Origin of the sequence: Paenibacillus sp. S-38 (assembly GCF_049942825.1) — a bacterium.
In the GTDB taxonomy this organism is placed as follows: Bacteria; Bacillota; Bacilli; order Paenibacillales; family NBRC-103111; genus Paenibacillus_G.
In genome coordinates, this window is the sequence record NZ_CP187970.1 from 5041708 (window position 1) to 5065223 (window position 23516).

22 protein-coding genes are annotated in these 23516 nt (G+C 58.8%); 3 read left to right on the forward strand and 19 right to left on the reverse strand.

What is annotated here, in order from left to right; genetic code table 11:
* Window positions 1-9 precede the first annotated feature (9 nt).
* The 8 genes from ACP26L_RS22100 to ACP26L_RS22135 form a co-directional block, all read right to left on the reverse strand.
* A complete protein-coding gene (locus ACP26L_RS22100; RefSeq protein WP_426446404.1) occupies window positions 10-666 on the reverse strand; it encodes a nitroreductase family protein in 657 nt (218 codons plus the stop codon).
* Window positions 667-855: 189 nt separating this feature from the next.
* Window positions 856-1305: an RrF2 family transcriptional regulator gene (locus tag ACP26L_RS22105; protein ID WP_426446406.1), complete on the reverse strand. Its 450-nt coding sequence runs from the start codon at window positions 1303-1305 to the stop codon at window positions 856-858.
* Between the two features lie 269 nt (window positions 1306-1574).
* Window positions 1575-2342 (reverse strand): YheC/YheD family protein, encoded by a 768-nt coding sequence (locus tag ACP26L_RS22110; RefSeq protein ID WP_426446408.1) that lies wholly within the window; start codon window positions 2340-2342, stop codon window positions 1575-1577.
* Window positions 2343-2688: 346 nt separating this feature from the next.
* Window positions 2689-4215, reverse strand: a complete 1527-nt coding sequence (locus ACP26L_RS22115) for a glycoside hydrolase family 43 protein (protein ID WP_426446409.1) — start codon at window positions 4213-4215, stop codon at window positions 2689-2691.
* Between the two features lie 172 nt (window positions 4216-4387).
* Window positions 4388-5878: an alpha-N-arabinofuranosidase gene (locus ACP26L_RS22120; RefSeq protein ID WP_426446411.1), complete on the reverse strand. Its 1491-nt coding sequence runs from the start codon at window positions 5876-5878 to the stop codon at window positions 4388-4390.
* A 51-nt stretch (window positions 5879-5929) separates the two neighbouring features.
* Complete coding sequence (locus ACP26L_RS22125) at window positions 5930-6790, reverse strand: carbohydrate ABC transporter permease (RefSeq protein WP_426446413.1); 861 nt, start codon at window positions 6788-6790, stop codon at window positions 5930-5932.
* 18 nt (window positions 6791-6808) lie between these two features.
* Window positions 6809-7732, reverse strand: coding sequence for a carbohydrate ABC transporter permease (locus ACP26L_RS22130; RefSeq protein ID WP_426446415.1), 924 nt, complete (start codon window positions 7730-7732; stop codon window positions 6809-6811).
* Between the two features lie 46 nt (window positions 7733-7778).
* On the reverse strand, window positions 7779-9116 hold the full coding sequence (locus tag ACP26L_RS22135; RefSeq protein ID WP_426446417.1) for an ABC transporter substrate-binding protein: 1338 nt from the start codon (window positions 9114-9116) through the stop codon (window positions 7779-7781).
* Window positions 9117-9520: 404 nt separating this feature from the next.
* Here ACP26L_RS22135 and ACP26L_RS22140 point away from each other — a divergent pair, with 404 nt between their 5' ends.
* Entirely contained in the window at window positions 9521-10477 is a 957-nt protein-coding gene (locus ACP26L_RS22140; protein WP_426446419.1) for an ArsR/SmtB family transcription factor, read from the forward strand.
* Between the two features lie 180 nt (window positions 10478-10657).
* On the opposite strand, the gene ACP26L_RS22145 is transcribed toward ACP26L_RS22140, so the two are convergent.
* The 3 genes from ACP26L_RS22145 to ACP26L_RS22155 form a co-directional block, all read right to left on the reverse strand.
* The gene (locus ACP26L_RS22145) at window positions 10658-11215 is read right to left on the reverse strand and encodes a hypothetical protein (RefSeq protein ID WP_426446421.1); all 558 of its coding nucleotides are present in this window, start codon (window positions 11213-11215) and stop codon (window positions 10658-10660) included.
* Window positions 11216-11350: 135 nt separating this feature from the next.
* Window positions 11351-12121, reverse strand: a complete 771-nt coding sequence (locus tag ACP26L_RS22150; protein ID WP_426446423.1) for a C40 family peptidase — start codon at window positions 12119-12121, stop codon at window positions 11351-11353.
* Between the two features lie 239 nt (window positions 12122-12360).
* Window positions 12361-13494 (reverse strand): GDSL-type esterase/lipase family protein, encoded by a 1134-nt coding sequence (locus ACP26L_RS22155; protein ID WP_426455050.1) that lies wholly within the window; start codon window positions 13492-13494, stop codon window positions 12361-12363.
* A gap of 383 nt (window positions 13495-13877) precedes the next feature.
* Between ACP26L_RS22155 and ACP26L_RS22160 the strand changes: the two genes are divergently transcribed.
* Window positions 13878-14501 carry a hypothetical protein gene (locus ACP26L_RS22160; RefSeq protein WP_426446425.1) on the forward strand — a complete coding sequence of 208 codons (624 nt, stop codon included), beginning with the start codon at window positions 13878-13880 and terminating at the stop codon, window positions 14499-14501.
* A gap of 75 nt (window positions 14502-14576) precedes the next feature.
* Here the strand turns inward: ACP26L_RS22160 and ACP26L_RS22165 are convergent, their stop codons facing one another.
* Window positions 14577-14729: a hypothetical protein gene (locus ACP26L_RS22165; protein WP_426446427.1), complete on the reverse strand. Its 153-nt coding sequence runs from the start codon at window positions 14727-14729 to the stop codon at window positions 14577-14579.
* A 470-nt stretch (window positions 14730-15199) separates the two neighbouring features.
* Between ACP26L_RS22165 and ACP26L_RS22170 the strand changes: the two genes are divergently transcribed.
* Window positions 15200-16393 carry a ParB/RepB/Spo0J family partition protein gene (locus ACP26L_RS22170; RefSeq protein ID WP_426446429.1) on the forward strand — a complete coding sequence of 398 codons (1194 nt, stop codon included), beginning with the start codon at window positions 15200-15202 and terminating at the stop codon, window positions 16391-16393.
* A 125-nt stretch (window positions 16394-16518) separates the two neighbouring features.
* Here ACP26L_RS22170 and ACP26L_RS22175 read toward each other — a convergent pair whose 3' ends face one another.
* The 7 genes from ACP26L_RS22175 to ACP26L_RS22205 form a co-directional block, all read right to left on the reverse strand.
* Window positions 16519-18192, reverse strand: coding sequence for a glycoside hydrolase family 13 protein (locus ACP26L_RS22175; RefSeq protein ID WP_426446430.1), 1674 nt, complete (start codon window positions 18190-18192; stop codon window positions 16519-16521).
* A 136-nt stretch (window positions 18193-18328) separates the two neighbouring features.
* Window positions 18329-18820: a PAS domain S-box protein gene (locus ACP26L_RS22180; RefSeq protein WP_426446432.1), complete on the reverse strand. Its 492-nt coding sequence runs from the start codon at window positions 18818-18820 to the stop codon at window positions 18329-18331.
* A 5-nt stretch (window positions 18821-18825) separates the two neighbouring features.
* The gene (locus tag ACP26L_RS22185; RefSeq protein WP_426446434.1) at window positions 18826-19659 is read right to left on the reverse strand and encodes an alpha/beta fold hydrolase; all 834 of its coding nucleotides are present in this window, start codon (window positions 19657-19659) and stop codon (window positions 18826-18828) included.
* Between the two features lie 400 nt (window positions 19660-20059).
* Complete coding sequence (locus ACP26L_RS22190; RefSeq protein WP_426446435.1) at window positions 20060-20731, reverse strand: sulfite oxidase-like oxidoreductase; 672 nt, start codon at window positions 20729-20731, stop codon at window positions 20060-20062.
* Between the two features lie 50 nt (window positions 20732-20781).
* A complete protein-coding gene (locus ACP26L_RS22195; protein WP_426446437.1) occupies window positions 20782-21033 on the reverse strand; it encodes a YolD-like family protein in 252 nt (83 codons plus the stop codon).
* Window positions 21034-21532: 499 nt separating this feature from the next.
* On the reverse strand, window positions 21533-22792 hold the full coding sequence (locus tag ACP26L_RS22200; protein WP_426446439.1) for an MFS transporter: 1260 nt from the start codon (window positions 22790-22792) through the stop codon (window positions 21533-21535).
* Entirely contained in the window at window positions 22792-23490 is a 699-nt protein-coding gene (locus ACP26L_RS22205) for a Crp/Fnr family transcriptional regulator (RefSeq protein WP_426446441.1), read from the reverse strand. Before ACP26L_RS22205 ends, ACP26L_RS22200 begins: the two co-directional genes overlap by 1 nt.
* Between the last annotated feature and the right edge of the window lie 26 nt (window positions 23491-23516).

The window sequence follows — 23516 nt, forward strand, 5'->3', positions numbered from 1 at the left end:
CCCCGCCCCTTACTTCGTCTCGAGACGGTTCCAGAACGTAACGGCCTCGATCGGCAGGCGGGTCGTGGGATGGCCCGGCTGGGATGCTTTGCCTACCGCAATGAGCATGACCGTCGCATACGAATCCGGGATGTCGAACGCTTCGCGGAACTGCTGCGCGTTGTAGCCGGCCATCGGTACGGTATCATAGCCGCGTGCCTTGGCGGAGAGCATGAACTGCAAGGAAACGAGGCCCCCGTCGATGAGGACGACATCTTTGCGTCCCTCTTCCCCTATGCGTTCATACCCACGGAGTGCGTTGCCCACGAGCAGCTGCTTGCGCTCTTCATCCATGTATCCGGCGTCCACCGCCGATTGGTAGATCGCATCGGCCTGAAGATAAGCGTTCTTGTCGCCGAGCACCGCAATGACGGCCGCGGCATCGACCACCTGCTGCTGGTTATAGGCGATCGGCAGCAGCTTCTCCTTCAGCGGCTGCTCGTCAATGACGAGGAACCGCCAGGGCTGGAGGTTCGAGCTCGACGGGGCGAGCACCGCTTCCTCGAGCATCTCCGTAAGCTCTTCACGCGAAATCTTCACCGATGGGTCGTAATGCCGCACGGAACGGCGCTCCCGCACCACGCTGTAGTAATCCCGAACATTCTTTTTATCCACCGTTGTTTCCATATTGAATCCATCCTCTCCGAATTGAACTGTTCATATTTTTGCACAGTATAACTCAAAAAAACGCACTTTCATGCCAATGCGCCCTTCCTCCGCAAGCAGAAGACAGCCGCCGGCCATGCAGCCTGCCAGGCCGCGGCCGTCACATACTGTGTGTTAATATGCACAGTATAATCCTGCGGTATTCCGCTGTCAATCCCCTTCCGGCAGCAGCGTCTTCTCCGCCAGATCGGCGATGGTGTACTGCTCGAGTACGCCGAGAATGCTCCGGTCGATCTCCGTCATCATTTCGGCGAACATCCCGTTCATCCGCTGACCGAATGGATGGTCCCCCGTCGAAGCGAGCATCTCCCCATGAAGCGATTCATCCTGGAGCAGCGCCTGCAGCACCTGCGCACAGGTGATCGTCTCCGGAGCCTGCTTCAGCCGGTAGCCTCCATCGCGTCCTTCCCGCGTCTCCAGGATATTCTCCTGCACAAGCCGGGCCAGTATCCGGCGAAGCAGCGTCGCTTCGGACTTCAGATGCTGTGCGATCTCGCCGCTTGGACACAGGTTCGGATATTTGGACAGCACGGTGACTGCCTGAAGCGCAAGGCCGAACGTTCGGAAATTCGAGGGACAGGTGTTTTTTTCTTTTTTCACGGCAGTTTCGCTCCCCTCAGCTGGAATAGCATCTTATGGAGTGCATTGTAGCAGACCGGGCAGGCTTATACAAGAATCGCATTCCCGCGGTCTGGGCTTATTTGCCGCCGGCATGACCTGATATGTATATGTTTGGGCTTCAGACAAGCCTCACCCTGAAATGTTATTCACTCGATTATACGAATAAAGCGCCTCCCCATACCCCGGCGGGGATGCGGGAGACGCTTTTTTTCCATGCCGCTTCGATCCGCCGCATCCTGCAAGGCGGGTCAGCGATTCAGCTGGGATTTGCGGATGTGCTGCATGATCTTATGAATTCTTCCGTAGAGCTTCCGGTTCTCATGGTGGCGGAACAGCTGGTAGAACGGGTTCGTGTTGACTTCGATAATCCAGATCCGTCTGTTCGTGTCGATGGCAAAATCAATGCCAAGCCTCCGGCAGTGCTTGTGCTTGCTGCCAAACTGCCGTGCGGCGAGAAGTCCCACCCGGCGCATCTCGGCATATACCGCATCGATCTGCTTGGTTGTAAAACCGGCACGCCGAAGCGACTCCCGGAACCGGATCGCCCGGCCGCCGTGATTATAATTCGTTACGATCCTCGTTCCCGATGCCACCTTCCCCATGATGCCCATGATTCTCCAATCCCGGAACGGCTTCAGCAGCATCAGCCGGTAATCCACCGGATGCCCCCCAAGATGCAGGAGCGGGATTCCTTTCTGGATCAAGAAAGCCCTCGACCGGGCATGTCTCATGACAACGCGCTCCACCTGCTTAGCGGGAATGATCTGAGCCCGCTGCTCCCGGCGGACGATATAGCCCCGCCCCCTTACTCTCCTGCCAAGCTTCATGATGTGGTTGCCGAACGATCCGTAGACCGGCTTGACATATACAACGGGGTACCGCTTCAGGTAAGCTTTGAGCGTCTTCCGACTGAGCAGGGAAGTAGGTGGAATGTGCCGCCGGAGTCTTCGCTGTCCGATCAGTCCCAGATGTCTTCTCCACTTGCTTCGAACATGCCACTGCCGCTTTCTAATCATACCTTCCGTTCATCCCTTCCGCTCTCGTCTTCTATCTTATCGAAGCCTCCTATAGTAATATGCGCCATGAGGTTCATAGGGGTGGATGTTTTGTCCGGTTCATGTCACCATTTCGGAAGCGGCGGCATACCTCTGCGGGCGACAGCGGGTTCTATGGATCGGTAAAGCAAAAAACATCCGGCGGCTGAGCAATGTCTCAGCGGCCGGATGTTTGGTTAGCGGTACCTCTGTACCGGAAGTGATGCTGTACTGCCTATCGGCATGCCGCTCCGAGCTCATCTCCCCGGTGCTCCTGCAGCAGCCCAAGGAGATCCGCCAGGAAGTAAGCGCAGCGCTCCCTTCTATCCTACCTGCCGCTGCGTACGCCCCAAACGGACACGCCTTGATCCGACAGCGCCGTGAAGGTCAGCACTTCCTTCTGCTTCGCCTCGTTCCACCCGGTTACGAATACGCCGTGATAGACTGCGCCGTCCAGGGTCAGCTCCGCCCGTCCGTCCTCCCCCAGCTTGAAGGTGCCGGAGGCTGCGCCGGTAATCCGGCCGTTCTTCGCCAGCTCGATGGCCGCCGAAGCTTTCGTCTCTGCGGAGATGTCCTTGCCGTGGTTCACGAGCTGATACGTGCCTGCGGCTTCCTGTGCCGTGATCTTCTTCAGTCTGCCGGTATTCGCTGCCCCTTCGCCGGCGTAGCGCAGCGGCGAGGCGACCGGCCAGCCCTGTGCATTCATGTACATTTCATGCACGCGGATCTCGTGGTGCTCTCCCCGGTCCGGGAAGCGGGTATGGAAGATCAGGAAGTACCTGCCGGTCTTCTCCTCATAGTAGGTCGAGTTGTGGCCCGGGGACACGTAGCCAAGCCCCGGCCCCTCCCCTGGGGTCTCTTCCTCCCGTGTGAAGCGATGGCTGCCCATCAGCTTCACGCCGTAAGGCTCGACCGAGCGGTCGTCGAATATCGGCTTCGCCGGATCGGCTTTCGCCTCCAGCATGTCCTGCCCTTGCGCGTCCACGTAAGGCCCGTCCGGCGACTTAGAGCGGGCGGCGCGGATATTGTAGCCTCCGTTCGCATCCAGCCCGCCGTAAGAGAGGAACAAATAATAGAAGTCTGTCTCCGGACTGTACTGAATGTAGGGGCCTTCGATCCGCGAGTGGTTGCCGCCGAGCAGCTTCTTGCCGTAGCCCTGTCCCGGGAGCGGCCTGCCGGTCGCCGGGTCCATCTTCAGGATGAAGATGCCGCCGGAGTAGGAGCCGTAGACCATCCACAGCTTGCCCTCCTTGTCGAAGAACACATCCGGGTCTACGACATTCGGATGAATCTTGGCATCATACACCGTCCCGTCCTTGCTCGGCTCGCCCCACATGCCGGACCTCAGCAGGATGCCCTGGTCCTTGTAGGGCCCCTCGATGCGGTCCGCCACCGCCACACCGAGTGCGGAGCGCGGGGAATCCCCTTTGCAGGCGTTATAGTACATATAGAACCGGCCGTCCCCAAGCTGGATGACATCGGCAGCCCAGAGCGTATTCGTCTGCGCCCACTCGAGCGTTTCCTTCAGCTCTTCTCTCACATTCGGAATCAGCGGGTTGCCGGCCGTTACGCCTGTCGCGACGAGATCCCAGCTTACGAGGTCGTTCGACTTGGCTGCGGCTAGGTGCGAACCGAACACATAGAACGTATCCCCCGCCTTAATGACGGAAGGATCATGCACCGATGCATTTTTGAACTCCCGAGCCTTGATGTCCATGGATCCTCCTCCTGCTCCCCCATTCTTTTGCTGAAACGCACGTTTCCCCTGATCGCTGTCCGCGACCACCGCCGCACTGAAGACCGCCGCCCCCAACATCACCGGAATCAGCACCTTGACCGCTGCTTTGGTATTCATCTTGTTGTCTCTCCCCTTCTTCCTGCCAACCATCGGCCTGAACTTGCAAAATAAACGGTATGTTAAAAACTGGGCCCTGGTGAGATATCCATTCTTCAGTTTGAATAAAGGCCCGGCGGGCACGCCCGCCAGGCTTCATCATTATTCATTATCAATCCTTGAATCACTTCTCTTACGCTTTCTCTACGAGCTCGATGATCGCAACCGAAGCCGCCGGCAGGTTGACGCGCAGCCCCTTCTCCGTCAGCGACACTTCCTTGAACTCGCGCGGAGCGACCTTCGCCGGCTCCTGGAATGTGTTGTGGTCGTGGATGTCTCCGCTGACAAGCACACGGCCGGAAGCCAGCTCGAAGGAGCCTTCGAGTCCGCGCAGCTCGAGATTCAGGTCCGCCGAGTTGTTCGGATCCAGGTTGCACAGGGAAACGTGGATGCGGCCGTCTTTCTTGGAAGCGGACACGGTCACCTGCGGCAGTGTCACACCGTTGTTCTCGTAGGTGCCGAACTCACCGTGGATCGCTAAGTGCTCGGCATCCTGGTGCACCTTGAACATCTCCATGACATGGTAGGTCGGCGTGAGGAGCATCTGGCTGCCTTCGGTCAGGATGACCGCCTGCAGCACGTTCACCATCTGGGCCAGATTCGCCATGTGGACGCGGTCGCAGTGCTTGTGGAACACATGCAGATGGATGCCGGCTACGAGCGCGTCGCGCATCGTGTTCTGCTGGTACAGGAAGCCCGGGTTCGTGCCCGGTTCGACGAGGAACCAGGTGCCCCACTCGTCGACGATCAGGCCGACTCGCTTCTGCGGGTCATAGCGGTCCATGATCGTGCTGTGGCGCGTGATCAGCTCATCCATGCGCAGCGACTTCTGCATCGTCTCGAACCAGTCGTTCTCGTCGAAGGTCAGCGACGGCTTTTTCTCTTCCCAGGAGCCCGGGATCGTGTAGTTGTGCAGGCTGAGGCCGTCCATCAGCGGTGCGGCTTCACGCATGAGCACTTCCGTCCAGCGGTAGTCGTCCACATTGGCGCCGCCGGCGATCTTGTACAGCTTGTTGTCGCCGTACTGGCGCACATAGGTCTGATAGCGGCGGTACAGGTCCGCATAGTACTCCGGCTTCATGTTACCGCCGCAGCCCCAGTTCTCGTTGCCGACGCCGAAGTACTTGAGCTTCCAAGGCTTCTCGCGGCCGTTCTCCTTGCGGCGGCTGGCCATCGGGGACTCGCCGTCAAAGGTCATGTACTCGACCCACTCGGACATCTCCTGCACGGAGCCGCTGCCGACGTTCCCGCAGATGTACGGCTCGGTCTCGAGCAGATCGCACAGCTGGAAGAACTCGTGCGTGCCGAAGTGGTTGTTCTCGACCACGCCGCCCCAGTGCGTGTTGATCATCCGCTTGCGGGACTCGCGCGGACCTACGCCGTCTTCCCAATGATACTCGTCGGCGAAGCAGCCGCCCGGCCAGCGCAGGTTCGGAATGTTCAGCTTCTTCAGCGCATCGACCACGTCGTTGCGGATGCCCTTCGTGTTCGGGATCGGGGACTCTTCTCCGACCCATAGTCCTTCGTAGATGCAGCGGCCCAGGTGCTCCGCGAAGTGTCCGTAGATATGGCGTGAAATCGTCCCTTGGGACCAGTCGGCGTGAATGACTACCTTTTGTGACATGATGGTTTCTCTCTCCTCTATATGTAAGCTGGGGGCCGGCGGATAAGCCGGTTACCCCTTGATACCGGTAAGGGCAATCCCTTCGATGAAGTAGCGCTGGGCGAAGGCGAACAGGATCAGCGTCGGAATGAGCGCGACGACCGAACCGGCCATGATCAGCGTCCATTCGGAGGAATAGTACGATGTAAACGAAGCAAGCTCCATCTGAAGCGTATACTTCTCCGGCGAGTTCAGGTAGATCAGCGGTCCGAGGTAGTCGTTGTAGCCTGCGTTGTACGTCAAGATCGCCTGGGTGATCAGCGCCGGCTTGCTCAGCGGCAGGATGATCCTAAGGAACACGCCCAGCGGGTTCAATCCGTCCATCCGGGCCGCATCCTCGAGCTCGTCCGGCAGCTGCTTGATGAATTGGCGCAGGAAGAAGATGACCATCGGGGCGCCCAGCATGCCCGGAATCATCAGCGGCTTCCAGGAATCGGTCCAGCCGAAGTTCTTGAACATGATGAACGCCGGGATCATCATGACCGCAGCGGGAATCATCAGGGAGACAACCAGCACCATGAAGAGCTTATCCCGGCCCGGGAAGCGGAGCTTCGCGAACGCATAGCCCGCTAGGGCGCAGACGAACAGGCCGATCACGATGGTCGGGAGGATGATCATCATCGTATTGAAGAATCCGCGGATCATATGGGCGTCTTCAAAAATGGTACGGTAGTTCTCCCACATAATATCTTCCGGAATCCACTGCGGGGGGTAAGTGAAGACGGCTCCTTTGTCCTTGAGCGATGTCGATAGCATCCACAGGAACGGGATCGCCATGAACAGTCCGCCGATCGTCAGCAGAACATAGACGACCGCTTTGTTCAGGATTTCAGCCCCGTTCGCCGTGCGTTTGACCGCGGTTGATGAACTCATGTTACGTGTACCCCCCTCTTAGTTATAGTGAACCCAGCGCTTCGAGAGCAGGAAGTTCAGGAGAATGATGACCATAATGATGATGCCGATGAACCAGGAGATCGCGGAAGCGTAGCCCATCTCGTTGTACTCGAAAGCCGTCGTATAGAGATAATACACGATCGTTGTCGTCGAGAAGTTCGGCCCCCCGCCCGTCATGAGCACGAAGCGCGGGAAGTCCTGCAGGGCCGCGATCAGCGAGGTGACCAGGATGAAGAAGGTGATCGGAGAGATGCCCGGCACGGTGATGTGCACGAACTTCTTCCAGGCCCCGGCTCCATCCATCGTAGCCGCTTCATACAGGGAAGTCGGCACGTTGCCCAGCGCCGCCAGGTACATGATGATCGAGATGCCGAGCCCGCCCCATACGCCTTGGAAGATCATCGCCGGCATCGCCCAATGCTCATCGGTCAGCCAGGCCGGACCCTCTATGCCGAGGAGGCTCAGGAAGTAGTTCAGCAGCCCGTAATCCGAGTTGAAAATCCACTGCCAGATCAACGACATCGCGACGATCGAGCAGATCGTCGGAAGGAAGAAGAGCATCCGGAACACATTTTTTCCCTTCAGATTCTGGTTCAGCATAATGGCGATGAGGAGCGAAACCGCCATGCCGATCGGCACGCAGAGCGCCGCATAGAACGTGTTCCAGAGTGTCTTCCATACGAGAGGATCCTCGAACAGGGCTCTCTTGTAATTCTCCGTCCCCACGAACTGCGGCGGGGAACTGAAATCGAAGATCGTGAAGCTGTAATACAGCGAAGTGAGCAGCGGATACAGCAGAAACACGGTCAGGCCGATGAAAGGAGGGGCGATGAAGAGATAGCCCCACCATTTTTCGCTGGCATACAGCGATCTTTTTTTAGCAGCCCGTGTGCCCGCGGTCGTCAGTGGTTTGGTGATCATAGCAGCATGGTCCTCCTATCCTGGTCTCTCTGTCGTCCGGCATGCCTTATTTGAACACTTCCGGGTTGCCTTCCTGAATCTCCTTGTCGATGACCGGCTTCATCTTGTCGAGGAAGGCTTGAGCAGGTTCCGTCCCGACCCAGAACTCGGCGAGCTTCTGATTGAACGTGTCGGACCACTTCGGATTCGGAAGATACGTCCATGGACCGGCCTGCTGGTTCTCCGCCGCTTTGATGAAGACGGAAGCATGCTCCGGCTTCTGGCCCGGCTGCAGGAACACATCGGTGTTCGACATCGACTTGAAGTTCGGGATGGAGAAGCCAAGCTCGGTCATCTTCGTCTGGCCTTCCTTGCCGGCGAACCATTCCACGAGTTTATAGGATTCGTTCGGGTGCTTCGTCTTCGCATTCACCCCGAGGGCGGCCGAACCGGACCAGCCGTTCACCCAGCTGCCCGTGGCCGACGGGATCGGCGCTACGTCCCAGTTGAACTTCAGCTTGCGGTAGGTCGGCACCTGCCAGCGGCCGCCGGTGATCGTAGCCAGCTTGCCGGCCTCGAACATCTGGCCGTCGTTCATCGACTGCAGCGCCCGCGCATCCGGAACGACCTTGTGCACGTTGATCAGGTCGTACGCGAACTGCATGGCCTTCGCGCCTTCCGGCTTGTTCAGCGTGAACTCCTTGCGGTCCTTGCTCAGCACGTCCCCGTTATTCGACCAGACGAAGCCTTCCCACCAGCTTGGACCGGAGCCGTAAATGTCCGTCTTGCCGTCGCCGTTCTCGTCGATCGTCAGCTTCTTCCACATCGCGAGCGCATCTTCCCAGGACATCGGCTTGTCCGCACTCGGATAAGGAACCTTGTACTTGTCGAACAGATCCTTGTTGTAGTACATAACGGAAGGCCCGATATCCTTCGGAAGCGCATACAGCGGGCCATTGCCCAGTACCTTGCCGTCATAACGGTAGCGGGCCAAGCCCGTTTCCCACATATCGTTCAGATCCAGCTTCCCGCTGGCCTTGATCATCTCGTCGATATTGAGGAACGCTCCCTGCTTCACCCAGCGCGGGAAGTCCCCGTCCGTCGTGAAGATGACATCGGGTGCTTTGCCGCCGGCAATCATGGTGTTCAGCTTCACCGAGTAATCGCTCGGAATATGCTGGAACTTGACCTTGATATTCGGGTTCGCCTTCTCGAAGTCCTGGAGAACGGCTTCGAAGACCTTCCGCTCGTCTGGCGCGCCCCAGGAAGAGACGGTGATTTCTACTTTGCCGTTTCCGGAGGAAGACCCTGCGGCCGCCCCATCCTTCGGAGCCTCGCCGCCTGAACACCCTGTCAGCGCAATGACCCCTGACATCATCAACATCGTGATAGCCTTTTTGTTCATTCCTTAGTGACCTCCTTGGTTTGATACCAGCTAAATTGTAAACGCTTACTAGTGTCTCCAACTTCGCTGCTGCTGCGGAAGCGTTCCCCTATTGGCTGGGAGTTCAGGTTATGAAAGCGATATCACAAGAGCCAAAAGAAGGCAGCTTATTTCATTGCATCCCCTAATGTTGATAACAGCTCTTAAGTGGTTCACAATGTTATAAACTACTTCACAACAACGTTTATCTATTCACATCATATGGATGATCCTTCCTCATGTCAACACTTTTTTGTGAAGTGTTTTATGTTTATGTGAAATTATTAGGGGTTTACAATATTTTTCTAAGGGACACGAACCTCCCTTGCTAAATGTCAAATAAGTAAGGTATAGTAAAACATAAATTGAAAACCGGAAGAGGGACCATGGAGAAAATCGTATCGGAAAGCAATCTTCCCCTGTTTGAAGCACTGGCCAGCAACGTACGGATCAAAATTATCGAACTGCTCGGCCAGCAGCCCATGATTATGAAAGACCTGGCCTCCGCGCTCGGACTCAGCAACTCGATCATCACCATGCACGTCAAGAAGCTCGAGCGGGCCGATCTGGTCCGCACCGAGATGATCCCGGGCAAAGGCGCGTCCCAGAAGCTCTGCACGCTGGTGGCCGAACGCATCGAGCTCGTCTTCCCGAGCAAGGGGCTCATCCCCCGCAATTTTCACGTCTCGAATATCCCGATCGGGCACTTCACGGACTTTGAGGTCAAGCCGACCTGCGGACTCGCTTCGAAGTACAAGATCATCGGGGGCGGCTTCGACGACCCGCGTTATTTCCTTGATACCGAGCGTGTCGATGCGAAGATCCTCTGGTTCTCCCAGGGTTATGTGACCTACAAGATCGCCAATTACCTGCTTCCGGACGAAGAGCCGGAGGAGCTCGAGATCTCCATGGAGCTCGCCTCCGAAGCCCCGCTGTCCAACGAGCACTGGCCGTCCGATATATCCTTCGCCTTCAACGGGGTGGATATCGGCAGGTGGACCTCCCCCGGCGACTTCGGCGGCACGCGGGGCAAGCATACGCCCGAGTGGTGGGATATCAACATGAACCAATACGGTCTGCTGGTTCATATCCGCATCAACGAGGACGGAACCTTCATCGAAGGCACGAAGGTGTCCGATTACACGATCCGCGACGTCAACATCCGGAGGCTGCAGTGGGACTTCATCCTCTCCGTCAAGGAGGACGCGAAGAACATCGGCGGCCTGACGATCTACGGCACCGGCTTCGGCAACTACTACCAGGACATCGTCTTCAAGCTGACGTACATCAGCGGCTCCGCCAAGATCCTGCCCGATCGCACAGACGCGCTGGAACAGCCGTAAGGTCAGCGGACCGCACGATCACCGCTGATTCGTATGAAGGCCGAACCGTATCCCCCGCAAACAACAGCAGCCCCGGCAGGCTCCTTCTGAGGAGACCCGCCGGGGCTGCCGTGCTGTGTACGAAGTACGGTTATCCGGTGGTCATGCTGCTTGGATGGATCCCGCTGCTGACCTTGCGGATTACTGCCCGATCTTGGTTTGCAGCAGGGTAATGAGCTCCTGGCCGACATTGCGTCCGCCGTTCATGCCCTGGCCGCCTTGGCCGCCGCCGCGGGCCGGCCGGTCGCCTGCAGCCGCGTCGGTCTTGGCCGCTGCGTCCGCCGGACGGTTCCCGCCGCCGGGACGCTGGCTTGCCGCCTGTTGGACGAACTTCTTCTGCTCGTCCGTCAGCATGCCGGTGAGCTTCGTTTTGTTCTCCTCTGTGAGCTCGGAAGCGGTGACCGCGCTCTGCACGACCGGCAGCATCTGCTGCGCCTGCTCCTTCGTAATGGCCAGGCCCTCCTGTTTATCGAGCATGATCAGCGAACGGAACGTTGACATCATCGAGAACGATTTGTCGTTCATCGCCGGCTTGGTTCCGCTCTGCGAGTCTGCCGATGTCCCAGCCGCTTGTTCTCCGGCTGCCGCTGCCGCCGGGGCTCCCTGCGCCGCGCTTTCCTGTGCCGCTTCCGGTTTCGTTCCACAGCCTGCAGCCAGAACGGCCAGCAGGACGAGGGAGGAGATCATTTGTTTTTTCATCTTGTTCACCCTTAGTCTCAGTATGGTTTGGTTTCTCTTCCTTCACAGCATAAGGGAGAAATCTAAATCCTGCCTGAATCCCACATGAATGACGGCTGAAAGTCTGCTTAACATTCGCTGATAGCCTCCATCGCACTAATCGAGAATGCCTCCTCCGAACACGAGCCGGTATTCGAGGTGCTTGCCCCGGATCGTATCGATCCGAACCCCTCCTGTATCCTTTGACGCCGTATGAATAATTTTGCCGCTGCCGAGATAAATGCCCATATGGGAGATAGGTTTCTGCCCGGGCGTCAGCTTCACGTAGTCGGATGGCCGGGTGCCGTGGAATTTGGTGAAAAACAGCAGGTCTCCTCGACGCGCCTGGCTCAGTGCCGTATACTGCCGCTTCGCGAACGCCTTGACATAAGCGGCCTGGCCCCTGGAGTTCCACGGCAGGTCCATCCCCAGGGCGTACAGGTACACCCAGCGGGTAAAGCTGGAGCAGTCGAACGCGGAGGGATCGCTGCGGTCCGCCCCGTATACATAGGGCGTGCCCCTGTACGATTTGGCCGTCTCGATGACATTCTCCACATAGCGTCCTCGCAGCGGTACAACGGACTTGTCCGGAACCCTTCGGATCAAGGGAAAGCCGCTAGGGTCGAGCAGCGGGGAAGCGGCATAGGGGCGTACACCCGGCTCGATGCTGCGCGTACGGATCTCCCGGTACAGCCGTTCCACGCCCAGATCCCCCACCTGCTGATCCTCATCACCGAGCAGCAGCGCTCGGTCTGACATCCGGCCGTCGGTCACCGGTTCATCCTGCGCACCGGTTTCCTCACCCGCACTTTGAATCCGGCTCCTGCCGCCGGAGCAGCCCGATACCGCTATACAGCTGCAGAGCAGCACGACCAACCATTTGTTCATTCGCATCCTCTTCACTGAGCCTCTCCGTAAGTTGATGCCCTTAGGATGGGACAGGGCGTCCGATTTTATGTCAAGAATTTCCGTCCCTGCCGGTTGCCGCTGCTGTGAAAAAGAAAAGCAGCCCTGCCCGGCCGTAAGGCGGACAAGACTGCTGCCACTTTAAGTTGAATAGATAATAGCCCTGATGAAACCGAGGGACCATGGTTGCAAGGTGAATCAACGCGGAGGGTGCGGCGGGCTTAGAAGCCGTTCAGTCCCTGTCTTCTAAGCTCTTCCCGGAAGATCCGGGCCAGCTCTCTTGCTCCATCGCGGTTCGGATGCAGCGTATCCCCGGTCATATACAGAGCCAGCGTCGCTTCCGGGCCGATCGAGGTAAAATAAGCCGAGCTCAGCACATTGAGATCCACCAGCGGCACCCCCTCCTCCTGGGCGAGTGCTACCGTAGAGTGGCGGTACCAGCGGTTCTCGGAGAAGTGCACGCCATCCGCCGTAAAGTCGGAAGCGCGCCCCTGAGGCGTCGACAGGATGACGGTTGCCCCTTTGGCCTTCGCCAGTCTTACCATCTCGCGCATGTACTCCTTGAACTGCGTTTCGGTAGTTGTGTTCTTCGGATTCGTATCATTGATGCCGAGCTGCAGGATGAAGTAATCCCCCGGCTTGATGTACTTCAGGATCGCTTCCATCTGCCCGTCATTCAGGAAGCCCCGGGCAATCTGCCCGCCGGAGGCCATGTTCCGGACCTGGAATGCTTTTGGGTCGATGAACTGCGGGAAGAGCTGCCCCCATCCGGCCTGCACGCTGCTGTCCAGCGGATAATAGTTGCAGACGGTAGAGTCGCCGCCGATCCAGATGGTCCGGTTCGTGACCGGCCTGCTCGAGATCCTCTTGATATCGAGCGCACTGAGAGTGAACACGGCTCCCGCCTTGCCTTCGGTCACCAGAAGATTCAGCTGGCCGTCCGAGACGGGAATCTGGAACTTGTCGACCGCCCCGTTGCCTGTCATGTTGATGATCTGGTAGACCCCTTCGGCCGCTACACTGGAGCGGCTTGTGTTGCCGAGCGTTACGCTGACTTCATAGAGGCCCGGCGGCAGATCGACATTGAAGGTATTCGTGCTCTTCGTCCCGTAGGTCACGAACTGGACGGAGTCGCTTGCAGCCCCCGTACCTGAAGCCGCCACATTACGCATGTTCTCCGGCGTATTGAACCCGTAGCCCTTTTTCTTAGTATACTGATCTTCCGCCTTTACACCGATATACCCCCGCTCCACCGGACCGTTCCCAAAATCAAACCGGTAGCTGTCTTCCGCTGCTCCCACCTGCGGGGCTCCCAGACTGCCCAGCAGCACGCCGGCCCCAAGCACCAGGCTCATCAGCTTCGGGATTATGCCTTTTCTCATGATCATTACCTCCTTGAATATGTAGGTCTGCGCCTGTCTTGTAAGCGCAATCATATTGACGCGGATGCCAGGTCTCGCCTTATGCCTTCGCCGCCCCACACTCCTCCCCTTTCGTCGATTGCTCTAAAGCTGCGCCGCGCCTTACAGTTAAATGATAGGATAATTCCCATATTCAGAGAAAGCAAAAAATCAGTGCTCTCTGTTTAAATTTCCGCTTTATGCGCTGCCAGAGAATTAGGGATGGTCTCCTGTAAAGCCATAAAATGTATACTTTAGGATAATTACCAATTCTTATACAGTGCGTTATATTCATTATGCAGCTGCTAATAATGTACAAATTCAGGAGGTACTTACACATGAAAACGGCAAAATCGAAATGGAAAACCGCTTTATTGTCCCTTACCATCGCGGGCACAGCCCTGCTCGCTGTGGCGCCCGGATCCTCGGCGCTGGCTCAGCGTAACGAGGATGTAGAAGGAGGCGGAGGCGGTGGTGGAGGCGGATATACTCCGGCTCCAACCACATCGCAGAGCACAGCGCAGACCTTAGGCGCCCTGTCCCAGGAAGCTTCCTGGCAGAGCTCAAACGGCGGACGCTACATGAACACACGGGCTACGCTCCAGCGCTCCGGCCCGCTGGCCGGCAGGCTCGATGCCGTTACCCGCACGAAGAACAGCGTCAAATTGACCGGCTTTACCGGCGGCGTATTCATCCTGCTGCGCAACAACGACGGGGCCGTAATCGGAGTGACCGACCAGAAAAAATTCGGGGTCGACGGCACATGGATCGGCCGTTATGACAGAACGGACTATTGGTCGCAGGATTTCTCCCCTGAGGTTGCAGCCGATACGGTTTCCCTGGAAATCATCCAGCAGCATGCCGCCAAAGATCTCGACGACCAGTTGGCCTACTGGCATGATACCGTATGCACCAACTCCAAGCTCTTTGGATATCCGCTGCCGATCGGCTGCTCGCAGTAATCTATTTTTGTAACCCTTAAAAAAAGACGGCCCGCCGGCCGTCTTTTTCGGTATTGCTCAGCCCTCCCGGCCGGATCAATCCAGCTCCAATTCTTCGCGGGTGCTCTGCGAAGCGGGAATCCGGTCGTCTTCATCGATGACGAAGCCGGTTCTTTCGTGTCCCTCTGTGTCCTCGAACAAGCTCTTCTCGTCCTGGTCCCGTTCCATTTCCACTTTTTCGTTCGGCATGCACGTTCCCCTCCTTTCCCTCGCTCGGACAGATCAGGCTCGGGCATCTCTTTTTGCGCTCGACGCTCGGGCATCTCTTTTTGCGCTCGACGCTCGGGCATCTCTTTTTGCGCTCCGTTATGCTTCGCATAAAGGTCGCTGTCAAAAAGAGATCTCCTCGCTGACTAACGAAGTGCTAAATTCACCACTGCACCTAACCAAGGGCTAAACTAACCAAGAGCTAAAACCTAGGATTAGCCAGAAGGTTCCATGCTATACGAAATGGGTGAAAGCTGAAGACCAAGAGAAAAAAAGTACAGGAAGCCACTTAAAATCCGGGATTCTATGGAACTCAAGTTTTGCTTGAGGGAGCCATACTATGAACCGGGCACCCCAAAACATGTTCACGGCCCCTGGAATGGTATATAATTAGAGAGATGTCCCGCAGGCTGCCATACAGCGGGTCAATAGATTCATAGGAGAACGTGCAGATGAACATGACCGAAATTGCGATGAACCTGATCGACGAAGACAAGGACCAGCCCCGATATCAGTTTAACGAAGAAGCCCTTCGGGAGCTGATGGAGAGCATCGAAGAGCTGGGGCTTCTCTCCCCGATCAAAGTAAGAACAACACCGGGCGGGCGGTACAAGATCATTTATGGAAACCGCAGGTACAAGGCATGTGAAATGCTGGGCCGGAAGACCATCCCCTGCATCGTCTCGGATGTAACCGATGAAATGGAGATTTATCTGGAGCAGATCGCGGAGAACCTGACGCGCGAAGGCTTCTCTCCGATCGAGGAAGCGGAGGCGTTCGACAAGCTGCTCAACAATCCCAAGTTTAAGAGCTCGACCAAATACCTCTCGAACAAGCTCGGGAAGCCCGAATCCTACATCAAGAACAAGTGCGAGCTCCTCAAGTTCGGCAGAGCGGTCAAAAAGCTGATCGTCAGCGGCACGGAAATCCGCAAGGATCTGCTCACGGAAGAGCAGCTGCTTCCACTGAAGGATCTGCCGCTTGAGTACCGCGATACGCTGGCACTCACGATAGCCCGTGACGAGATGCCGGTCAGCGACGTCAAAAAGATCGCGAAGCTGTTCAAGTCGAAGGATGTCTCGGAGAACACGAAGAGCAAGCTGCTCTACAAAAGCGGACCGGGCCTGATCGAGACCTGGTCCGTGCACGAGCATAACAAGGCCGAGCGGGCCAAGGCGGCGGAGGCCAAAGCGGAGGCCGAGGCCGAAGCAAAGGCGGCGGCTGAGCAGGCTGCGAAGGAGCGGCAGGCCCAGGCGGAGCAGGCGGCGGCCGAGCGAAGCGCGGCGGCGGCACAGCCTGCTGCGGCGGCGCCGGCAGTGCCGTCCAGCGCACCTGCCTCGCAGGCCGCAGCTCCCCTTGGGGCCGCCGCAGCAAGCACGCCGGGCGGCGAAGCGCTGCTCCTGCCGGATGCGGCCGTTGCCCCGGCCCAGCCCGCCTCAACATCCGCCCTGAGCCAGGTGCAGCGCATGCTGGCGGCTCTGCCCCAGACCGCCCCGCTGCGGGCGGACCTGATCCGCTCGCTGGACACGCTGCCGGCCGCCGAACGGGAGGAGATCCTCGCCGGCATCGACAGCCTGATCGGCCAGCTTGAGCTCCACCTGAGCGAGTGGAAGAGTGTGCGCGAGCAGGCCAAGGCCACGGTGTAACGCGCTCGTACCCGGCCACTCTGGCCAACACGTCAAGCAAATCAACTGCCCTCACACGCAGTGCAGCACGGACACGAAGAAAGGCGCGGTCACCCAGGTGACCGCGCTTTCTTCTGTTCCTGTTTTCACTTCAACCTGTATACCCTCGCTTCATACGGCCGCAGGTCCACCCGGCGGACGGAAGCCGCTTCAGCTTCCGCATCGCGATAGTTGCCGATGATGAGCTCGCCGCCGCCCTCGTCTACCGAACCGGGCAGCTCGAACACCGTGTCTTCCCCCGCGAAGTTCAGCAGGATCAGCCAGCGCTCTTCGCCCAGCTTCCGGAGATAGGCATAGATCTGCTCATGCTCATCCAGGATCGAGACGAACTCGCCGTAGACCATAATGTCATGCTGCTTACGCAGGGCGATGAGCTTTTTGTAGTAATGGAATACCGAATCCGGGTTCCTCCGCGCTTCTTCCGCGTTGATCTCTGTGTAGTTCGGATTGACCGCCAGCCATGGCGTGCCGGCCGTGAACCCTCCGTTCGGCGAAGCGTCCCATTGGATCGGCGTCCGGGCATTGTCGCGGCCCTTGGCATGGATCGCATGCAGCAGTTCCGCCGGATCCGCCCCTTGCGCCGTACGCTCCCTGTACCAGTTCAGCGACTCGATGTCCTGATATTCCTCGATCGAGCCGAAATGGACATTGGTCATGCCGATCTCCTCCCCCTGATAAATATAAGGCGTGCCCTGCATCGTATGGAGGAGCGTGGCCAGCATTTTGGCCGATTCCACATGGTACGGTCCATCGTTACCGAAGCGGGAAACCATGCGGGGCTGATCATGGTTGTTCAGGTAGAGGCTGTTCCAGCCCCTGCCCTGAAGCTCCAGCTGCCACTTGTTCAGAATCCGCTTCAGATCGGTAAGCTTCCAGGGCTTGACGTTCCATTTGCTGCCCTCGCTGTCGACGTCCATGTGCTCGAACTGGAACACCATGTTAAGCTCCCCGCGGTCTTCGCCCGTATAGAGCACGGCATCCTCGGCTGTAATGCCCGGTGTCTCCCCCACCGTCATGATGTCATAACGGGAGAGCACCCTGCGGTTCATCTCCTGCAGGAATTCGTGAATGCGCGGCCCGTTCGTGAAGTACTCCCCGCCCCATGCATACCGGGCATCGCCGGCATCCGGCAGGGACGGATCCTTGGAAACCATGTTGATGACGTCCATCCTGAAGCCGTCGATGCCTTTGTCCAGCCACCAGGTCATCATCTCGTATACTTCTTCCCGCACCTTCTCGTTCTCCCAGTTGAGGTCGGGCTGCTTTTTTGAGAACAGGTGCATGTAATACTCTCCGGTCGGCTCGTCATACTCCCAAGCCGGACCGCTGAACACGGACACCCAGTTCGTCGGCTCCCGGCCGTCCCTGCCCGGCCTCCACCAGTAGTAATCGCGGTACGGGCTGCTCTTGGACTCCCGCGAAGAGACGAACCACGGATGCTCGTCCGAGGTGTGGTTGACGACCAGGTCCATAATCAGCTTGATGCCGCGGGCATGGAGGCCCTCCAGCAGCTGCTCCCAATCTTCCATCGTGCCGAATTCGCCGAGGATCGCCTGATAGTCGCTGATATCATATCCGTTGTCGTCGTTCGGGGATTGATACACCGGCGACAGCCAGACGACGTCCACACCCAGCTCCTGCAGATAATCCAGCTTCGAGACGATGCCCTGCAGGTCGCCTACCCCGTCCCCGTTGCTGTCCATGAAGCTTCGGGGATAAATCTGATACACCACCGCTTCCTTCCAGAATGCGCGTTTCATCATGTCCGCTCCTTTCGTCTCACAGCTCGGCTGTTTTCATCAACCCAAGGGGACCGCCCTCCAACCGGTGACAGCCCCCTTCTTGTTATCGCTAGACTTCCTTCCAGAAGCTCCTTCTTGGGACGGAGTCCGCAGCTCACAAGGGACCTGCGGAGTCGAATTTCCCCGCCCTGCCGTTAAGCTCCAGCCATTCCTTCCGCTTCCGCTCCACAGCCCGCTGCAGACGCTCCAGCTCGAGCTTCGCCTTGGAGGCGGCATGCTCGGATGCGGACAGCTGCTGCTCGTATTCCATACGCCGGCGCATCGGCACGAAGATGCATTCGAACACAGGCTTCCCTTCGCGATCCTGTCTAACCGCATTCAGCAGGACGGGAATCTCCTGCCCGGCAACCGTCTGCAGGGAGAGGTACATCTCCTCAACCTTGCCCTGCAGATGCATCAAGGGAAAGAAGTAGATCTGAAAAAACATCCGGCTGGAGACCGCCAGAATGGAATGAAGCGGCCGTCCCGCCAGCTTGGAGGCATCGGTGCCGAGCAGCTCGGCTAGGGTCCGGTTGCTCTCCAGAATCGTGCAGTCCTCCTTCACGGCCAGGTAGCCGCAGGGGGCCCGATCCAGCCTTTCATCCATGAGCCTCACCTGCCGTCTTCCGGTGGCGGGCCCCCGGCTGCCGCCAGGTATTCGCGGATCCGGCGGATGGTTTCCTCCGGATGGCTCAGATGCGGGCAGTGGCCGGTCGCCTCCATAAGCTCGAGCGTACTCCCGGGAAGGTGCCGGTGCACATACTGCCCTACTTCCAGCGGAGCGATGACGTCCCCCGAGCATTGGAGGATCAGGGAAGGCACCGTGACCTTAGGAAGGTCGCTGCGGTTATCCGCCAGGAACGTCGCGCGGGCGAAGCGGCGGGCGATATCCGGCTCCATCGAACAAAAGCTGGTCCGGAGCTCTTCTGTGAGTTCCGGACGCTCCGGATTCTGCATCACCGCAGGAGCGAGAAAGTCCACCCAGCCCGTAAAATTCCTCTCCATCAGCTCGATGAGCCCCTCCAGGTCCTCCAGTTCAAAGCCGCCGGCATAAGACGGCGGATCGTTCCTGTAACACGGGGACGGGCCGAGTAGAATCAAGCGGGAGAAGCGCTCCGGCTCTCGAATCGAAGCCAGCAGGCCGATCATAGCACCGACGGAATGCCCGACAAACACGGCACCCTGCAGATCCAGCGTGCGGCAGATATCCAGCACATCCAGCGCGTAGCCGTCCAGATCGGCGTACCGCTGCGGATCATAATCATACCTGTCGGTCTGCCCTGCACCGACATAATCAAAGCGGACAACCCGGTATGTATCCTCGAAGGCGGGGGCCACATAACGCCACATGCTCTGGTCACACCCGAAACCGGGGGCGAACAAGATGGACTGCGTACCCCTGTCCGTCATATTCACTTGATTGCGGACCAGAATAGCGGCATTCATCACAACACACCTTTCTATGGCAGGCCAGCCTTAAGGAGCCTGCACCTCTCTAAGCGGATACCGCGCGGTAATGGCCCTTTCGGATCGTAACGTCCCTTACTATACCATATTTTGCCCAGCCTGCGTTCGCTTCCCCGAAGGGATTCCTGAAGGGATTCCCGCCCATCACCCCGGTTCTTCTCCCACTCCCCATCTCAATCTTACCCGCTCCTGCAAGCGTCATCCCATCGATATTCCATTGTAAGCCCTTACCACAAAAATAAAGTACCCTCCGCTCTCATAAGAAGAGAAAACAGAAGGCACTCGTCCGATCAGCCATGGTCTGGGTACTAGCTGTGTCCCCATACAAAATAACACCCGGCACAGCCGCCGAGTGTTGTATCCTTGCGTAAACGTGCTCTCAGTCATAATCCTTGTGGACCCACTCATCCTCAGGAATCGGCAGCTCCTCGCCTGAGAACCGCTCTTCCCGGAACGGGTCCGCCGTATTGTGGAAGCCGTTGCGCTCCCAGAAGCCTGTCCGGTCCTCCGTCATGAATTCGACGCCGCGGATCCACTTCGCACTCTTCCAGAAGTAGAGGTGCGGCACCACCAGACGCAGCGGCCAGCCGTGCTTCGGGGTCAGCGGCTCGCCATTGTAGCTGTGGGCGAGCAGCGCATCGCCCAGCAGATCCTTCAGCGGGACATTCGTCTCGTAATCGGGATCGGCGTGGATCATGAGATAGGGCGCTTCCGTGCGGATCTCCAGGGCCTCAAGCAGATCCCGGAACCGGACCCCCGACCATTCGGTATCCGCCTTGGACCACCGGGTCACGCAGTGAATGTCGCACCGCAGGGTCGTCTGCGGCAGCTTCATCAGATCCGCGTATGTAAGCGTCCGTTCTTCCACCCCGGCCCCAAAGAAGCGGAGCGTCCATTCGGCCATATCATACTGCGGTACCTCCCCTTCATGGAGAATCGGGAACCGCTCGGTCCAGACCTGCCCCGGAGGCAGCCGGCGGGCGAGCTCCGGCTTGACCGCAGCCGCCACCGGCGTCTTCATCGCTTTCAATCGTTCGGCTTTGCTGTGCATAAGTTGCAGCCCTCCTTGATGTTTTCCTGATTCCCGCTGTCGCTTATGCCTTAATCCCTCGGATACTCCACTTTCATGATATCCATGAAGGGTACCTTCGTCAGCTGCTGCTCTCCTTCGATATGAACCAGCTTCGTCCTCGAATCCATGTTGACGATCCTGCCGCGGACCTGTTCCTCCCAGCCCCAGACGGTGAGCACGATTTCGGAATCCTCATTCTTCGCTTCCACGAGCTGATTGCCGAGCTCCTCGAGCTCGAATTCGTCGCGTGTCGGGCGCTTGGCCACCTTCGCTTTTGCCATGGTTGTCCTTCCCTCCTGCCGCTTGGTGCACGATGCACTGCCTTAGATACATATCCTATCATTATAGCAAAAGATGCGCGGCAAGGGGAACCCGATATTTTCACGGCCGGCCTTACTTCCGAACCCCTTTCGCTCGCCCCACCGGCATGAACCGGGCATTCTCCCTCATTTCCTATGGCGCAGGCTCCTTCTTCGGCCCCTTCTCCCACCGGATGCTCCTGCACCATGCGCTTCGTTCGCAGATTCGGGTGTCATTCCCTTGCACGGGACGCCCTCAGGAGAAACTATGACTGCGCAGGCATCCCACAGCAAAAAGAGCGCCCTCCCCCGTCAGGCTGACGGAAGGGAGAGACGCCCACACGATACCTTCATCCAAGCCGCAGCTCCTTCACCGCTGCTGCTTGCCGACTGCGGCCGGGAGGAGGCTGGTGCACCGCATCCGGCATCCTCTCCCGGCCGCCGGCTTCGGTTGCCGGCCCCCTTAAGGCGGTGACGCCGTCTACGGATTCCCGGTTTTCATCCTGACGGATGCCGGTCGCTCCGGCAGCTGATGCCTGCCCCGCCGATCGATCGCCCCGATGCCCGCAAGCAGCAGCACGCCGGCCGTGGCAAGGACCGCGAACAAAAGGTATACCGCATGGACCGAGAAGGCGGCCAGCAGCAGGCCGCCGGCAAAATTGCAGAAGGCGTTGCCCACCCCTGCGCCCATCACGGAATACAGCGCGATCGCCGTCACCCGGACCTCTTGCGGCGCCGCCGCAACGATATAGCGGATCGTCAGCGGAAGCAGCAGGCCCACGGAGAAGCCCTGCATGAGCAGTGTCAAGTACAGGAGGCCCTGCGGCAGCTCGAAGAGGTACATATACCATCTTACGGCCGTGAGCACCGCCGCGGCCGTGAGCATCGGCAGCAGGCCGAGCCGGGCGGCAAAGCGCTCGGCGGCCTGCATGAAGGGAATCTCGCTGGCGGCCGCAACCAGCATGAGCAGGCCCGCCGCCGCGATGCTGCCTCCAAGGCCTGCCGCATACGTGCCGAAGTAGGTGTTGTTCGCGAACACCGGCCCCATAATGAGGAGAGCCGCGAGCAGGAACATCCACACTCTCGGGATCCGCAGCAGCCCGAGCAGCACCTTCAGCGCGGGCTGCCGCTTCTCCGCCGCCTCCCGCTCCCCGAGCTCCCCAGGAAGGAGCAGGATGATCGTCAGACCAAGCGCACCGGCCGCTGCGAAGGACCAGACCGAGACCGACAGCCCGAAGACCGCCGCCAGCCGGCCCGTCAGGAAGACGGATGCCGAGAAGCCGATGGCCCCCCACAGCCCGAACGATCCGTAGGTTCTGCCGGTCCGCAGCGAGAACGCCATGGTCAGGCTGTCGGCGATCGGCATCAGGGCGCACTGGAAGGCTGCCACACCGACCAGGGCGAGCACGATCGCCGTAAAGCTCCCGGCGGCGGACAAGGCCAGTCCGCTCGCCACCGTGCAGAAGGCCGCGGCGGCCAGTATGAGCTTGGCCTGCCGGGTCGTATCGCAGAGCAGCCCCCAGAGCGGCTGGATCAGGATAATCATCAGCGGCTGCACCGCAAGCAGCACCCCCGCCTGCAGCCCGGTCAGCTCGATGCGCTCCTGCAGGTAAGGAACAAGGTAAGGGAACAAAGAGCCATACGCCGCGAAATAGCAGAAGTAGAACGCCTTCAGGGCCGAAGCCTGAAGACTGCTTCCCGGCCCGGAGAGCGCAGCCGAGCCTGCCTGCCCGATGCCCATCAGTCTCCCCCTCCGCCCCGCTTCAGGAGCTTGCGGAATACCGAGAGGCTGCGCTCTGTCACCAGCACCTTATGGCGTCCGGCTTGGAGCAGGCCCTGCTCCTTCCACTCCTTCATGATCCGGTTGACGCTCCGGCTTGTCACCCTCAACTGCCTCGCCGTCTCTTCCGAGGAGTAGTCCAGTTCGTATAGGCTTTGGCTGCCGAAGTCGAGCCCCTCCATACGGTCAACCCAATATTTGAGCAGACGCTGCTTCAAAGGGATCAGCGCATATTCCACCGTGCTGACCGACGATTGGTACAGCTTGCTGGCCAGCTGCAGATTCAGCATGCGGGAGTAGACGAGATCGGTTTCGAGCCGCCGGCGAAACTTCTCGACCTGGGTGGCCAGTACCGTCGTGGGCACGACGGCCACCGCCTGGCAGACGACCGGCTCGGTCAGCAGCAGCTCCAGATCGCCGATCATGTGTCCGCTCTCCATCCGTGCGAGTACGACGCCTTCGCCGCCCGGCATCAGATGCTCGGCCTGTACGAGCCCCTCCACCACGATCTGCAGCAGGGTCAGCGGCTCCTCCTGCCCGCACAGTTTCTCGCCGGGGGCATAGGTCATTACCTTCCATTCCTTCAACGCTTCCTCGTCCACGCCGGCGAACAGCTCCGCCATCTGCCGGTGCTTCTTCAGGATCTGGGATATCTCCATGCTCTCCACCTGTCTGTATTCTTTGG